Genomic DNA, 12,871 nt, shown 5'->3' on the forward strand with positions numbered 1-12,871 from the left:
GTGCGCTGCCCAATCGCGACGCAAGGTCACTCCTACCTTCAACCTGTCGGAGCGGGCTTGTCTTGCGATGGGGCGCAAACGACCTCAAAAACACCGATCACTGCCTCGATCAACCGGTTATCGGCAGCACCGAAGACTTCCTGAGGGCAATCTAGGCCGGTGGCAACTGGCGAATGAATGCCACGATCCGCTCACCCAGTTCACGGGCCAGTGGCAGCCCCGGGTTGCGGTAGCTGTCGCGCTGCTGGCGCATGTCCCGAGGGGTGATGCGCAGCGTGTGGTTCATGCCGTCGATCAGTGCCAGCTGTGCGTCGGGCTTGGCGGCCTTGAGGCGTTCGGCGTCGGCGACTTCCACCTGCACATCGTTGCGGCCCTGGATGATCAACGCGGGTATCTGCAGGCGAGCGAACGCTGCCGCCGGGTCTTGGCGCAGCAGCGAGATCAGGTAAGGCTGCACGCTCGGGCGAAACACATCGCGCAGCGGTGCCGGCACATCCAGGGAGGTCTGGCCGGCCTGCAGGCGGTCGATCACCGCATTGCCGCGCGCCAGTTCTGCCGGCGGCAGGCGCTGGGCCAATTGTTCGCGCAGCACGTCCGCCACGGGGCGACCGCTGCCGGCCACGGTGATCACCGCACTGGCACCGGCCTGTTCAGCGGCCAGCGTCGCAATCAGCGCACCTTCGCTGTGGCCGAGCAGGATCAGCGGACCGAAGCGTGGGTCGGCCCTGAGCTTGCGGCCCCAGGCCACGGTGTCGGCCACGTAGCGCTCGACGCTCAGGTCCCGCTCATCGGGCGTGGCCGGTTGGCTGGCGGCAACGCCACGCTTGTCGAAACGCACGCTGGCAATGTGCTCGCCGGCCAGCAGCAGGGCCAGGCGCTTGAGGTTGTCCAGGCGACCACTGGCGGGGTTGTTGCCGTCGCGGTCGGTGGGGCCGGAGCCGGCAATGATCAGCACTACCGGCGGTGGGGTGGCCTGTTGGGGGAGCAGCAGGCTGCCATGGAGCACGCCCTGGCCGGTGTCCAGATCGATGGGGCGTTGCAGCACGGTCGGGGCGGCGGCCTGGGCGAGGCCTGAGCACAGCAGCAGAAGCAGGGCGGCGAGGCGCAACATCATAGGGCTACTACTTGGTGGGATGTCGGTTGGACCGGGTGGTTGACCGAAGGTTCTCTCATCCCCCTTCGCCGAGGAACCCAATTCCATAGGTTTGAGCGTGATCGAAGGGGCTGAACCGACCACCCGAATAAAGGGAATTTCCGTATACTGCCTGCCTCCTTCACATTCAGGCTGATTCGCGGAGCGTCCATGTCCGGTAATACCTACGGCAAGCTGTTCACTGTCACCACCGCAGGCGAAAGCCACGGCCCGGCGTTGGTCGCCATTGTCGATGGGTGCCCACCGGGTCTGGAAATCTCCCTGGCCGACCTGCAGCACGACCTGGACCGCCGCAAGCCGGGTACCAGCCGGCACACCACCCAGCGCCAGGAGCCGGATGAGGTCGAAATCCTCTCGGGCGTGTTCGAAGGTCGCACCACCGGCTGTTCCATCGGCCTGCTGATCCGCAACACCGACCAGAAATCCAAGGACTATTCGGCGATCAAGGACCTGTTCCGCCCAGCCCACGCCGACTACACCTACCACCATAAATACGGCATCCGCGACTACCGCGGCGGCGGCCGCAGCTCGGCCCGCGAGACCGCCATGCGCGTGGCCGCCGGCGCCATCGCCAAGAAGTACCTGGCCACCCAAGGCATCCGCGTGCGCGGCTACATGAGCCAGCTGGGCCCGATCGAAATCCCGTTCAAGACCTGGGAGTCGGTCGAGCACAACGCCTTCTTCAGCCCTGATCCTGACAAAGTGCCGGAGCTGGAGGCCTACATGGACCAGTTGCGCCGTGACCAGGACTCGGTCGGCGCGAAGATCACCGTGGTCGCCGAAGGCGTGATGCCTGGCCTGGGCGAGCCGATCTTCGACCGCCTGGACGCCGAACTTGCCCATGCGCTGATGAGCATCAACGCCGTCAAGGGCGTGGAGATCGGCGCCGGTTTCGCCAGTGTCGCCCAGCGTGGCACCGAGCATCGTGACGAGCTGACGCCTGAAGGCTTCCTGAGCAACAACGCAGGTGGCATCCTGGGCGGAATCTCGTCCGGCCAGCCGATCGTCGCCCACCTGGCGCTCAAGCCGACGTCGAGCATTACCACCCCGGGCCGCTCCATCGATGTCGACGGCAACCCGGTCGACGTCATCACCAAGGGCCGTCACGACCCGTGCGTGGGCATCCGTGCCACGCCTATCGCCGAGGCGATGATGGCCATCGTGCTGATGGACCACCTGCTGCGCCACCGTGCGCAGAACGCCGATGTGAAGGTGAATACCCCGGTGCTGGGCCAGCGCTGATTCGTCCGCACGGGTCACTTCGCGGGTGAACCCGCTCCTAGAGGATCACCTCAGGTCCAGTAGGAGCGGGTTCACCCGCGAAGGGGCCGGCACAGGCAACCAAAGGCCCCGCCCATGCCCTCGATTCCCTACTGGCGCCTGTCCAGCTTCTACCTCTTTTACTTCGCCCTGCTCGGTTCCACCGCGCCGTTCCTGGCGTTGTACTTCGACCATTTGGGCTTCTCGCCGGCACGCATAGGCGAACTGGTGGCCATCCCCATGCTGATGCGTTGCATCGCACCGAACCTGTGGGGCTGGCTGGGGGATCGCAGTGGCCAACGGTTGCTGATCGTGCGCCTGGGTGCCTTGTCGACCTTGGCCACCTTCTCGCTGATCTTCGTCGACAAAAGCTACGCCTGGCTGGCGCTGGTGATGGCGCTGCATGCGTTCTTCTGGCATGCGGTGCTGCCGCAGTTCGAAGTGATCACCCTGGCGCACCTGCACGGGCAAACCTCGCGCTACAGCCAGGTGCGCCTGTGGGGCTCGATCGGTTTCATCCTCACCGTGGTCGGCCTGGGACGGCTGTTCGAGTGGCTAAGCCTGGATATCTATCCGGTGGCTTTGGTGACCATCATGGCCGGGATTTTCATCGCGAGCCTCTGGGTGCCCAATGCCCAGCCGGTGGAGCATGCCGAGCGCAAGGGGGCAGGGGGTTTCCTGCGGCAACTGGCGGAGCCGGGTGTAATACCGTTCTACGTATGCGTGGCGCTGATGCAGCTCAGCCACGGCCCTTACTACACCTTCCTCACCCTGCACCTGGAGCATCTGGGCTACACCCGTGGCGCCATTGGCTTGCTGTGGGCGCTGGGGGTAGTGGCTGAGGTGCTGGTATTCATGGGCATGAGCCGAATCTTCGCCCGGGTTTCAGTGCGCCGTGTGCTATTGGCGAGTTTCCTGTTGGCGGCGCTGCGTTGGCTGCTGCTGGGGAATCTGGCGGATATTCCGGCAGTGCTGGTGTTCGCCCAGCTGCTGCATGCGGCGACCTTCGGCTGTTTCCATGCCGCAGCCATTGCCTTCGTCCAGGGTAGCTTCGGCGCGCGTCAGCAAGGGCAGGGGCAGGCGTTGTACGCGGCCTTGTCCGGCACCGGCGGTGCCCTGGGCGCACTCTATTCGGGCTACAGCTGGAAACTGCTGGGCCCATCCTTCACCTTTGGTATGGCCAGCGTCGCGGCGCTCGCGGCAGCCGTTATCATTGCCCTTTGTTCGAAACAGACCAGGACCAGCCCCTGATGAGCATTCTCAGCGTTTTCCATCTCTCCACACCCGAGCTGCCGAACAAGGTGCTGACCCACCACGACGATATCGCCGCCACCCTCGCCGAGCAGGGTGTGCACCTGGAGCGCCGCACCGATGAGCTGCGCATCCGCCCGGGCACGGCCCAGGAGCAAGTGTTGGCTGAATGCCAAGGGCAGTTGGACCAGTTGATGACCGCACATGGCAGCGTGGCGTTCGGCCTGCTCAATCGCGATGGCCTCGACTCCACCCAGGCTGATCTTCGCGATGAGCATGTGCACGAAGCGGTTGAGGTGTTTGCCGTGATTAGCGGACGCGGGCAGGTCAGCTTGCGCTTGGGTGACTACGTGTATGCAGTGTTGTGCGAGAAGGGTGACGTGTTGGTGGTTCCGGCTGGCGTGCGCCGTTGGGTGGACTTGGGAGACAACCCGTTCTGCCTGGCCTTGCGCCTGTTTGGCAGCGAGTCGGGGATGCAGCCGCGGTTCACCGGCGATCAGGCGGCCCGGCAGTTTGCCGGCATGGATGAGCTTTGAGGTCCTTTTTTTCACGGACAAGCCGCCCCCACAGCCACTCCACCGCTTTAGGAACGATGGAACACCTGTGGGAGCGGGGTTACCCACGAAAGTCGCGCCGCATCAGCGATAGGTCGGCAGGGCGAAACGCTGCTGGCTCTGCAACATCGAGATCACTGGAAGCTCACTGGCCTGTTCGGCCAGGTCGCGGCGGATGGCGCTGATCGCCCAGGACAACTGCTCGGCGCTGTGCAACTGTGCGTAGGTCAATGCACGGCGAGTCACCTTGCCATCGGCTGCCCGCAGGGTCAGCTGGATACCGCCGTCCGGGCGAGGCTGGGTTTCGACTTGATAGGCGCAGAATACCGAGGCGAACTTTTCCTGGATGAGGTCCATATCTCAACTCCTGACTGTTGTATGGGCAGACGTGAGTTGAGTGTTGCAGTGACCGTGCCAGCCTTTCCTATTTGAAAATTTCCTTTAAATTCAATGAGTTGTTTAGAAGTTGAATTTCGGCGACCGTGCATTTCGCATGGTCGTGCATTTTGCACAGTGCAATTTGCAAGGGTCATAAGGTTTGTCTTTCGAGCCGATAGAATCTGAACCTTTGACCGCCTGGCAGTGCCTGACAAAGACTTGGGCTCTTTTCTTGCCAGGAGGTTCCAGATGTCCGATCAACAGCCCACCGCCATGACTGACGAAGAGACGGCCGCGTTTGCCGAAGAAGTCTTCGAGCGTGCCCGGCGCGGCGATGCGCCAATGCTCGAGCGCCTGCTGCAGAGCGGCCTACCCGCCAACCTGCGCAATCACAAGGGCGACACCTTGCTGATGCTGGCCAGCTACCATGGCCACATCGACGCGGTGCGTGTGCTGCTGGCCCATGGCGCCGACCCGCTGATCGCCAACGACAACGTTCAACTGCCCATCGCGGGAGCTGCATTCAAGGGGGACCTGGCCATGATCCGCCTGCTGATCGAACACGGCGTGCCAGTGGATGCCGCCGCCGAGGACGGTCGTACCGCCCTCATGCTGGCGGCGATGTTCAACCGCAGCGAGATACTCGAGTTCTTGCTGGCTCAGGGGGCCGACCCTGCACGCCAGGATATCCGCGGCGCCACCGCCCTGGCCGCTGCCCAGACCATGAGGGCACCGGACACCGCCGCGCGCCTGCAGGCGCTGGCCGGCTAACCCTCAGGGGGCATTTGCGGCTATCCTTGGCGACTTTTTCGCCAGCGCAGGGGCCCCCCATGAAAAACCAGTTGATCGAACTCATCAGCCTCATCGGCGCCGGCTGCATGCGCGAGCAGGATATCGAGCGCATCGCCGACGAAGCAGCCCAGGCCTACGCCGACCCCGCCGCCTTCCTGGCCGCCAACCCAGACATCAACTACGACGACAGCTTCCCCATCCCGCTGGGTGAATGGGTGGTGGTCGGCAGCCTGCCGGACACCGTGCTGTTCCAGGCCGATAGCTACCAAGAGCTGTTCGAGCGCATCACCGACTCGTTCGACAAGAGCGTGCCGTTCAACCTCAAGCCCAAGCAGCTGGCGCGCACCGAGCCGCTGACCGCGCTCAATCGCATCCAGGTCCAGATGGGGGCCTTGAACAAGGAGGCCGGCGGTTATGTGCTGGTCAACTTCAGCCAGTTGCTCGATGACGAGCTGCAGATGGTGATGGTGGGGCAGAACGACCTGGCCCGGGTGCTGGAGCTGGGCGCTGAGGTTGGGATCAAGGTCGAGCCGGCGTTGGAAGCGTTGAAGGTCGCTGTTCACGTCTGATTGGCTGCTCGTTCGTGGGTGGACCCGCTCCCACAGGTATCGATGCGGGCCTGTTGGGAGTGGGTTTACCCACCAAGAGGCGGTAGAAGTCAGCCCAACGCGGTATCGAGGAACATCATCACCGCGAACCCGCCCATCAGGCCCAAGGTTGCCGAAGTCTGATGCCCGTTGCGGTGGGTTTCGGGAATCACTTCATGGGACACCACGAAGATCATCGCCCCCGCCGCCAAGCCCATGCTCACGGGATAGGCCAGTGCGAAGCCGGTAGAGATGCCCAGGCCGATCACCGCACCCAGCGGCTCCATCAGGCCGGAGCCAATCGCCACCAGCGCCGCCTTGAGGTTCGACAGGCCTGTCGCGCGCAGAGCCAGGGCTACGGCCAGGCCTTCGGGGATGTCCTGGATGGCAATCGCGCTGGTCAGCGGCAGGCCGATGTTCATGTCGCCGTTGGCGAAGCTCACGCCGATGGCCATGCCTTCGGGCAGGTTGTGCAGGGTGATCGCCAGCACGAACAACCACACCCGGTTGATGCGCTCTGCCTCTGGGCCGCAAGGGCCAGTGCTTTCATGTTCGTGCGGGGTGAAGCGATCAAGGCCAAGCATCAACAGCACACCCAATCCCATTCCCAGCACCACGGTGAAGGCCGCTGCCGGGCCATTGCCGGTGATTTCCCGGGCAGCGTCCAGGCCTGGGAGGATCAACGAGAAGGAACTGGCCGCGAGCATCATGCCGGCGGCAAAGCCGAGCATCACATCCTGGCTGCGCGCGCTGACATCGCGCAGCACCACTGCCAGCACCGCGCCCAGGGCCGTGGCGCCGAACCCTGACAGCCCACCCAGCAGCGCCAAGTGCAGGTTGTCGGCATGGTCGCCATGGATCGCGTTCCACAGGCTGGCCGCGAGCAGGCCAAGCACCACCAGCAGGCTCAGGCCCAGGCCGGCACTGAGCCAAGGGGTGGTTGCGGCTTGTTGCCGCCAGGCGTTGAACAGCGAGGCGGGAGCAGGGCTTTCAGGGGCGTGGGCAGGGGGCATGCGGACCTCGTGACAATGTATGAACGCAGTCTAGCCATTGACCTGCTCCAGCGGCCAAGCATTCCATTCTATCGACGCCATAGGCGGCTATGCTTGGCAGCAAACCGTTTGTCAGGAGCAGTCGCATGGGTTCCACCTTCAACAGCCTTGTCGGGCTGATCATCCTCGCCCTGGACATCTGGGCGATTCTTCACGTGCTCAAGAGCGGCGCCGAGGTGGGCATCAAGGTGCTCTGGATCTTGTTGATCGTCCTGTTGCCGGTGATCGGGCTGATCATCTGGGCCATCGCCGGGCCCAGGGGCAACTTGAAGTTCTGAATGCTCTGGTGCAAATCAGGCCTATACGCGGGTAAACCCACTCTCGCAGGTTCATGCAGGGTTTCGAGCTGGCGCCGCATGAGGGCGCGGGTTCAGCCGCGAATGGGCCCGCTAGACACCGCAAACGCCGCCTCGTGACGAAATTTTCACACTGGATTATCGAAAATCCGCGCCGCACAATGCTGCGTTGGCCCTATAGCCGTGCTTTGATGGCCGGGCCCTTCAGGTAGCAGGGCGATTTCGCCTTTCCGCAAACCCGCAATCCTAGGATCCCCTCATTCATGGCTAACACGGATGCCTTGAAGCAACGGGCCGTGCCGACTCCGTTCGCGCCGACCCTCAAATCGCACCTGGCCTACACACTGCTCAGCGGCCTGGTGATCATGCTGATGCTGAGCCTGGTTCGCCTGGCCCTGCTGATCTACAACAGCGACATGATCGGCGACACCCCGTCTTCCACCGTGGCCGAAGGTTTCCTCAACGGCCTGCGCTTCGACCTGCGGGTGGCGGTGTACCTGAGCATTCCGCTGCTGCTGGCGTTGCTCAGCCCTTGGGCGATGGCCCGTCGCGGGTTCTTCCGGCTGTGGCTGACCCTGGCTTCCAGCGTGGTGATGTTCCTTGGCCTGATGGAAATGGACTTCTACCGCGAGTTTCACCAGCGCCTGAACGGCCTGGTGTTCCAATACATCAAGGAAGACCCCAAGACCGTCCTGAGCATGCTGTGGTACGGCTTCCCGGTCGTGCGCTACCTGTTGGCCTGGCTGTTCGGGACCTGGTTGCTGAGCCTGCTGTTCAAGGGCATCGACCGCCTGACCCGTAGTGGCGGCGCCTCCCAGAGCCTGGCGCCGCGTCGGATTGCCCCTTGGTACTACCGCCTGGCGGTGTTCATGGTGGTTCTACTTGTCGCCGTCGTTGCTGCCCGTGGCACTCTGCGCCAGGGCCCGCCGATGCGTTGGGGGGATGCCTTCACCACCGATTCGAACTTCGTCAACCAGCTTGGCCTGAACGGCACCTTGACCCTCATCGACGCTGCCAAGAGCCGTTTCGGTGAAGACCGTGCCAACATCTGGAAGCCCACCGTCGAGCAGGACGTGGCCACGCAAACCGTGCGTGACCTGCTGTTGACCCCCAACGACACCCTGGTCGAGGCCGACGAAGCGGCAGTGCGCCGTGACTTCCTGCCACCCGCTGACCGTACCCTGCCGGTCAAGAACGTCGTGGTGATCCTCATGGAAAGCTTCGCCGGTCATTCGGTGGGCGCCCTGGGCAGCCCGAACAACATCACGCCGTACTTCGACAAGCTGGCCAAAGAAGGCCTGCTGTTCGACCGCTTCTTCTCCAACGGCACCCACACCCACCAGGGCATGTTCGCCACCATGGCGTGCTTCCCGAACCTGCCTGGCTTCGAATACCTGATGCAGACCCCGGAAGGGGGGCACAAGCTGTCTGGCCTGCCAGCGCTGCTGAGTGCTCGTGACTACGACGATGTCTACGTCTACAACGGTGATTTCGCCTGGGACAACCAGTCCGGTTTCTTCGGCAACCAGGGCATGACCACCTTCATTGGCCGTAACGATTTCGTCAATCCGGTGTTCTCCGACCCGACTTGGGGTGTGTCCGACCAGGACATGTTCGATCGGGGCAACGAGGAATTGGCCAAGCACGACGGCAAAAAGCCGATCTACGCGCTGCTGCAGACCCTCTCCAACCACACGCCGTATGCGCTGCCCAAGGACCTGCCGGTCGAGAAGGTCACAGGCCAGGGCCGCCTGGACGAACACCTCACGGCCATGCGCTATTCCGACTGGGCCCTTGGCCAGTTCTTCGAGAAGGCGCGCAAGGAGCCGTACTTCAAGGACACGCTGTTCGTCATTGTCGGCGACCATGGTTTCGGCAACCAGCAGCAGGTCAGCGAGCTGGACCTGGGCCGTTTCAACGTGCCGCTGTTGCTGATTGCTCCTGGTATCCAGGAGAAATTCGGTTCGGTCAACCACACCGTGGGTACCCAGGTCGACATCGTGCCGACCATCATGGGGCGCCTGGGCGGTCAAACGCGTCACCAATGCTGGGGCCGCGACCTGCTCAACCTGCCTGAGGGTGATCCGGGTGTCGGCATCATCAAGCCGTCTGGCAGTGAGCAGATCGTGGGGCTGATCAAGGGTGACCGCCTTCTGATCGAATCCAAGGACATGACCCCGCGCCTGTACCGCTATCAGTTGGGCCGCGAGTTCAAGGCCGAGCTGATCGAGAGCCCCGATCAGCCTGAGCTGTTGAAGAACCTCGAGTCCTACATCCAGACAGCAACCAAGAGCCTGTTGGACAACACCGCCGGTGTCGTCCACGGCGTGCCTAAGGATTGACGTACTCGCGCGCTCCCTCCCACAGGTGATGCACAAGCCTGCACCTGTGGGGGCGGGCTTGCCCACCCCAGGGATGAACTGAACGAACGCCCTCGCCAACGGTCAAGGATACTGGCAGCACACACCCGGTATTCTTTGATTGAGAGGGCAATTCAATGAAAGAGTGGGAAGTCACCTTCGTCGACCAGAATGGTGTACAGAGCTCACTGCTCTACAACGGCGATGAACGCCCAAGCGATGAGCAAGCCGCCCGGCTGATCCGCTCGCATTTGTTCCCGGTCATCGATGAACTTGACCTCAATGACTTCCAGGACCGCAGTCCCTTCCCCACGGTGCGCTGGCTCAAGGAACAGAGCGGCGTCTCCATCACCCGCATCGAAGAAAGGCCCTGAGCGCGCTGCGCTGGCGCTGTGAGCCAGCAGGCACTACGCTCAGACGAGGCCCGGATCTTTCTGCGGATCCGCGTCGGCTCCATTCGCGTCTCTCATTAGCTCGATCTGCCAGGCACTCGATTGTGCAAAGCAGGTGCGTTGTGCACGGAAAGTCTATCCATTGCATTTGTAGGAGGACGTTTCATGAGCAGCCAGAACGACGATATCAGCAGCAATGTCCTTCGCCAGATGAAAGCTGGCGGTTTCGACTTCACCCGAATTCATCCCATCGAGTTCTATGCAGTGTTTCCTGACGAGGCCGGTGCCCGTCGTGCGGCCGGACAGTTCCGTGGTGAATCCCTCAATGCTCAGGTGCGTGAGCTGGACGACGGCGCATGGCACCTGGAGTTGAGCAAAATCATGTACGCCACCTACCGAGGGATCGGAGCCTTCGAGGAAGCCTTCGAGCAGGTTGTCTCGCCCCTTGGGGGCGAGGTCGAGGGATGGGGCGTGAAGCAGGAGCGCCCCGTCGCCTGAGTACCCTGGGCCTGGGGCCGCTTCGCGGCCCATCGCAGGCTGCGTCAGCTCCTACGGTGCTTGGAGAGATTCGCAACAAGGGGGCGCAACCCCTCAAGGCTTGCGCTTGGCCATGTGCGCCAGGTAGGCGATCAATTCGTCGAGCTCCTGCTCGCTCAGCACGTTTTCGGCAAACCCTGGCATCTTCGCCTGGGGCCATTGCCGCAGGCTTTGCGGATCACGGATGTAGCGGCGCAAAAAGCCCGGCTGGAAGTACTCGGTGGGGTTGTGAGGCACGTTCAGGTCCGGTCCGAACTGGGCATCGCCTGCGCCATTGAGGCGGTGGCATGCCAGGCAGTTCTGCTGGAACAGGGCAAAGCCTCGGCGCACCGGGTCGTTCGCGGCGAGCGAGGGGGCGGGCAGCAGGGCAGGGAAGCGCTCCTGCACCGGTGCCAGGCGGCGAATCGTGGTGATCTGGAACGGCCATTGCTCTGGGCGGATGCTCCCGGCCTGAGGGTCGGTCCACACCAGGTAGAACGGCCCGGCGCTCGGCTTGCCGTTACCCAGGGCGGGCCAGGGTTTGGCCGGGTCTTCCACGGCCAGCCATGCCCGTGCGGGGCCAGCCTGGAGCAGGGGGGCGGCAGGCATTTCGGCGGCGAAGCCATCCAGCGCGACGGCTTGCAGATGATCGTTGGGACCTACCCCCTCGAGCAGTGCACTCAAAGGCACTGCGCGGTAGTGCATGGGGCGCTTGTAGGAGACATCTTGCTCGATGTTGATGTTCTGGGCCTGTGGGTGGGCCAGCAATGCCTCGCTTTGCCACTGGCGCGCGGTATTACCGAGTTCCAGATGCAATTGCGCCGCCGACAGCGGCAGGCAGAACAGCAAGGTCAATAGGGCAAGGCAATGGCGCATGGGTAATCTCCAACCCTGTGTGGTCAGCAGATTACCTGTGCGATGCCAATAAAGGCCACGGCTGCGTTTATCCGAACAAGCGTGTCAGGTTCGGCAGGATGAGCAGCAAGGTCGTGGCGAAGAGAATGAGCCCGGCTTGGCGTACTTTCGATTGTCTGAACATGGCGGACCGCCTTCTTGTTGTTATTCCTGAATAGCCCTTGGCTTCCGTGTCTTGCTTCGGGTCGATCGCAACGGCGCCTGGTGACGCCGGTCCTGCATGCCTCTTGTGTCTGGATATACAACCAACAGTAGGGTGTGCGTTATCCATGTTTGAGAACCCTTTGTTCTATTGGTTGGTTCGTTGATTTCTTTCACTTATGAGGCCAAGGGCTATCACGCTGGCATCCTCTGGCTAGACAGCTGCGCCATGAACAACCGCCCCGGTGAAATAAGTGACCGTTCGTCAGTGCATCCTACTTGCTTGTAGGTAGGTTTCGCGTCAGTCTCTACAGCAAAAATCCCACACACGTCGTTCAGGACTATCCCTATGTCGTTACGCATCTGCATCCTGGAAACCGATGTCCTGCGACCGGAGTTGACCGCGCAGTATCAGGGCTACGGAAGGATGTTCGAGCAGCTGTTCTCGCGTCAGCCGATCGCAGCGCAGTTTCACGTCTACAACGTGATGAACGGCGAGTACCCTCCCGAAGGCGAAGCCTTCGATGCGTACCTGGTGACCGGCAGCAAGGCAGATTCGTTCGGCACCGATCCCTGGATCCAGACGCTGAAGGCCTATCTGCTCAAGCTCTACGAGCGTGGCGAGAAGCTGCTGGGTGTGTGTTTCGGCCATCAGGTGCTGGCGCTGGTGCTTGGCGGCAAGACCGCCCGGGCCGATCAGGGCTGGGGCCTGGGTATCCATCGTTATTCCTTGGCTGCCCACGCGCCGTGGATGGACCCGGAAGTGTCCGAACTGACCCTGCTGATCAGCCACCAAGACCAGGTGACCGAGCTGCCTGAGGGCGCCACGGTCATTGCCTCCAGCGATTTCTGCCCCAATGCGGCCTACCACATCCGCGACCAGGTGCTGTGCTTCCAGGGGCATCCGGAGTTCGTCCATGACTACTCCCGCGCCTTGCTCGACGCGCGCCAGGAGGTGTTGGGCGAAGAGGTCTACCAGCGGGCGATTGCCAGCCTGGAAGAAGACCACCAGGGCGATCTGGTCGGTAAGTGGATGCTGAGGTTCATCGGGCACTCGGACAAGGCCAAGGAAAACGCGGCCTAGGCCCAGTAAAGGCCCTCTTTAGGAATTGCGCCGTCTATTAGAACGGCGTCGGACCTGAGGGGCATCTGCGGCGTCCCTTTCGCGGGTAAACCCGATTCCACCTGATCTGCGCAGGCTCTTGGGGGAGCGGGTTTACCCGC

General features: G+C 62.7%; 14 protein-coding genes. 10 read left to right on the forward strand and 4 right to left on the reverse strand.

From position 1 onward, the window contains the following. Nucleotides 1-151: 151 nt before the first annotated feature. Nucleotides 152-1,114, reverse strand: a complete 963-nt coding sequence (locus ABOA88_RS12205) for an alpha/beta hydrolase (RefSeq protein ID WP_367851172.1) — start codon at nt 1,112-1,114, stop codon at nt 152-154. A gap of 189 nt (nt 1,115-1,303) precedes the next feature. Here ABOA88_RS12205 and aroC point away from each other — a divergent pair, with 189 nt between their 5' ends. The 3 genes from aroC to ABOA88_RS12220 all read left to right on the forward strand — a co-directional run bounded on the left by aroC (nt 1,304) and on the right by ABOA88_RS12220 (nt 4,200). Beyond that, nucleotides 1,304-2,395 carry a chorismate synthase gene (gene aroC, locus ABOA88_RS12210; RefSeq protein ID WP_367851173.1) on the forward strand — a complete coding sequence of 364 codons (1,092 nt, stop codon included), beginning with the start codon at nt 1,304-1,306 and terminating at the stop codon, nt 2,393-2,395. Between the two features lie 114 nt (nt 2,396-2,509). After that, on the forward strand, nt 2,510-3,664 hold the full coding sequence (locus ABOA88_RS12215) for an MFS transporter (RefSeq protein ID WP_367851174.1): 1,155 nt from the start codon (nt 2,510-2,512) through the stop codon (nt 3,662-3,664). Beyond that, nucleotides 3,664-4,200, forward strand: a complete 537-nt coding sequence (locus ABOA88_RS12220; protein ID WP_367851175.1) for an oxidase — start codon at nt 3,664-3,666, stop codon at nt 4,198-4,200. Before ABOA88_RS12215 ends, ABOA88_RS12220 begins: the two co-directional genes overlap by 1 nt. A gap of 102 nt (nt 4,201-4,302) precedes the next feature. Here the strand turns inward: ABOA88_RS12220 and ABOA88_RS12225 are convergent, their stop codons facing one another. Then, entirely contained in the window at nt 4,303-4,575 is a 273-nt protein-coding gene (locus ABOA88_RS12225; protein WP_043209779.1) for a DUF3509 domain-containing protein, read from the reverse strand. A gap of 270 nt (nt 4,576-4,845) precedes the next feature. Between ABOA88_RS12225 and ABOA88_RS12230 the strand changes: the two genes are divergently transcribed. Beyond that, nucleotides 4,846-5,367 carry an ankyrin repeat domain-containing protein gene (locus ABOA88_RS12230; RefSeq protein WP_367851176.1) on the forward strand — a complete coding sequence of 174 codons (522 nt, stop codon included), beginning with the start codon at nt 4,846-4,848 and terminating at the stop codon, nt 5,365-5,367. Between the two features lie 59 nt (nt 5,368-5,426). Further along, entirely contained in the window at nt 5,427-5,957 is a 531-nt protein-coding gene (locus ABOA88_RS12235; RefSeq protein ID WP_196169439.1) for a hypothetical protein, read from the forward strand. Nucleotides 5,958-6,046: 89 nt separating this feature from the next. Here ABOA88_RS12235 and ABOA88_RS12240 read toward each other — a convergent pair whose 3' ends face one another. Then, nucleotides 6,047-6,988, reverse strand: a complete 942-nt coding sequence (locus ABOA88_RS12240) for a ZIP family metal transporter (protein ID WP_196169438.1) — start codon at nt 6,986-6,988, stop codon at nt 6,047-6,049. A gap of 125 nt (nt 6,989-7,113) precedes the next feature. Between ABOA88_RS12240 and ABOA88_RS12245 the strand changes: the two genes are divergently transcribed. The 4 genes from ABOA88_RS12245 (at nt 7,114) to ABOA88_RS12260 (ending at nt 10,573) form a co-directional block, all read left to right on the forward strand. Beyond that, complete coding sequence (locus ABOA88_RS12245) at nt 7,114-7,305, forward strand: PLDc N-terminal domain-containing protein (protein ID WP_070573200.1); 192 nt, start codon at nt 7,114-7,116, stop codon at nt 7,303-7,305. Between the two features lie 281 nt (nt 7,306-7,586). After that, complete coding sequence (locus ABOA88_RS12250) at nt 7,587-9,665, forward strand: LTA synthase family protein (RefSeq protein ID WP_367851177.1); 2,079 nt, start codon at nt 7,587-7,589, stop codon at nt 9,663-9,665. 155 nt (nt 9,666-9,820) lie between these two features. Beyond that, on the forward strand, nt 9,821-10,057 hold the full coding sequence (locus ABOA88_RS12255; RefSeq protein ID WP_196169436.1) for a hypothetical protein: 237 nt from the start codon (nt 9,821-9,823) through the stop codon (nt 10,055-10,057). A 183-nt stretch (nt 10,058-10,240) separates the two neighbouring features. After that, entirely contained in the window at nt 10,241-10,573 is a 333-nt protein-coding gene (locus ABOA88_RS12260) for a ribonuclease E inhibitor RraB (RefSeq protein WP_196169435.1), read from the forward strand. Nucleotides 10,574-10,666: 93 nt separating this feature from the next. On the opposite strand, the gene ABOA88_RS12265 is transcribed toward ABOA88_RS12260, so the two are convergent. Next, complete coding sequence (locus tag ABOA88_RS12265) at nt 10,667-11,467, reverse strand: cytochrome c (protein ID WP_196169434.1); 801 nt, start codon at nt 11,465-11,467, stop codon at nt 10,667-10,669. Nucleotides 11,468-11,996: 529 nt separating this feature from the next. Here ABOA88_RS12265 and ABOA88_RS12270 point away from each other — a divergent pair. Then, a complete protein-coding gene (locus ABOA88_RS12270; RefSeq protein ID WP_367851178.1) occupies nt 11,997-12,731 on the forward strand; it encodes an amidotransferase in 735 nt (244 codons plus the stop codon). Nucleotides 12,732-12,871: the final 140 nt, after the last annotated feature.

The sequence above is a fragment of the Pseudomonas sp. PKS genome, from assembly GCF_051913525.1.
GTDB lineage: Bacteria > Pseudomonadota > Gammaproteobacteria > Pseudomonadales > Pseudomonadaceae > Aquipseudomonas > Aquipseudomonas guariconensis_D.

Excerpts from the sequence above, each read along its gene's own strand:
- ABOA88_RS12235 (WP_196169439.1), top strand. The coding sequence starts at position 5,427 with ATGAAAAACCAGTTGATCGAACTCATCAGCCTCATCGGCGCCGGCTGC.
- ABOA88_RS12265 (WP_196169434.1), bottom strand. The coding sequence starts at position 11,467 with ATGCGCCATTGCCTTGCCCTATTGACCTTGCTGTTCTGCCTGCCGCTG.
- ABOA88_RS12230 (WP_367851176.1), top strand. The coding sequence starts at position 4,846 with ATGTCCGATCAACAGCCCACCGCCATGACTGACGAAGAGACGGCCGCG.
- ABOA88_RS12215 (WP_367851174.1), top strand. The coding sequence starts at position 2,510 with ATGCCCTCGATTCCCTACTGGCGCCTGTCCAGCTTCTACCTCTTTTAC.
- ABOA88_RS12205 (WP_367851172.1), bottom strand. The coding sequence starts at position 1,114 with ATGATGTTGCGCCTCGCCGCCCTGCTTCTGCTGCTGTGCTCAGGCCTC.
- aroC (WP_367851173.1), top strand. The coding sequence starts at position 1,304 with ATGTCCGGTAATACCTACGGCAAGCTGTTCACTGTCACCACCGCAGGC.
- ABOA88_RS12245 (WP_070573200.1), top strand. The coding sequence starts at position 7,114 with ATGGGTTCCACCTTCAACAGCCTTGTCGGGCTGATCATCCTCGCCCTG.
- ABOA88_RS12270 (WP_367851178.1), top strand. The coding sequence starts at position 11,997 with ATGTCGTTACGCATCTGCATCCTGGAAACCGATGTCCTGCGACCGGAG.
- ABOA88_RS12220 (WP_367851175.1), top strand. The coding sequence starts at position 3,664 with ATGAGCATTCTCAGCGTTTTCCATCTCTCCACACCCGAGCTGCCGAAC.
- ABOA88_RS12250 (WP_367851177.1), top strand. The coding sequence starts at position 7,587 with ATGGCTAACACGGATGCCTTGAAGCAACGGGCCGTGCCGACTCCGTTC.
- ABOA88_RS12240 (WP_196169438.1), bottom strand. The coding sequence starts at position 6,988 with ATGCCCCCTGCCCACGCCCCTGAAAGCCCTGCTCCCGCCTCGCTGTTC.
- ABOA88_RS12225 (WP_043209779.1), bottom strand. The coding sequence starts at position 4,575 with ATGGACCTCATCCAGGAAAAGTTCGCCTCGGTATTCTGCGCCTATCAA.
- ABOA88_RS12255 (WP_196169436.1), top strand. The coding sequence starts at position 9,821 with ATGAAAGAGTGGGAAGTCACCTTCGTCGACCAGAATGGTGTACAGAGC.
- ABOA88_RS12260 (WP_196169435.1), top strand. The coding sequence starts at position 10,241 with ATGAGCAGCCAGAACGACGATATCAGCAGCAATGTCCTTCGCCAGATG.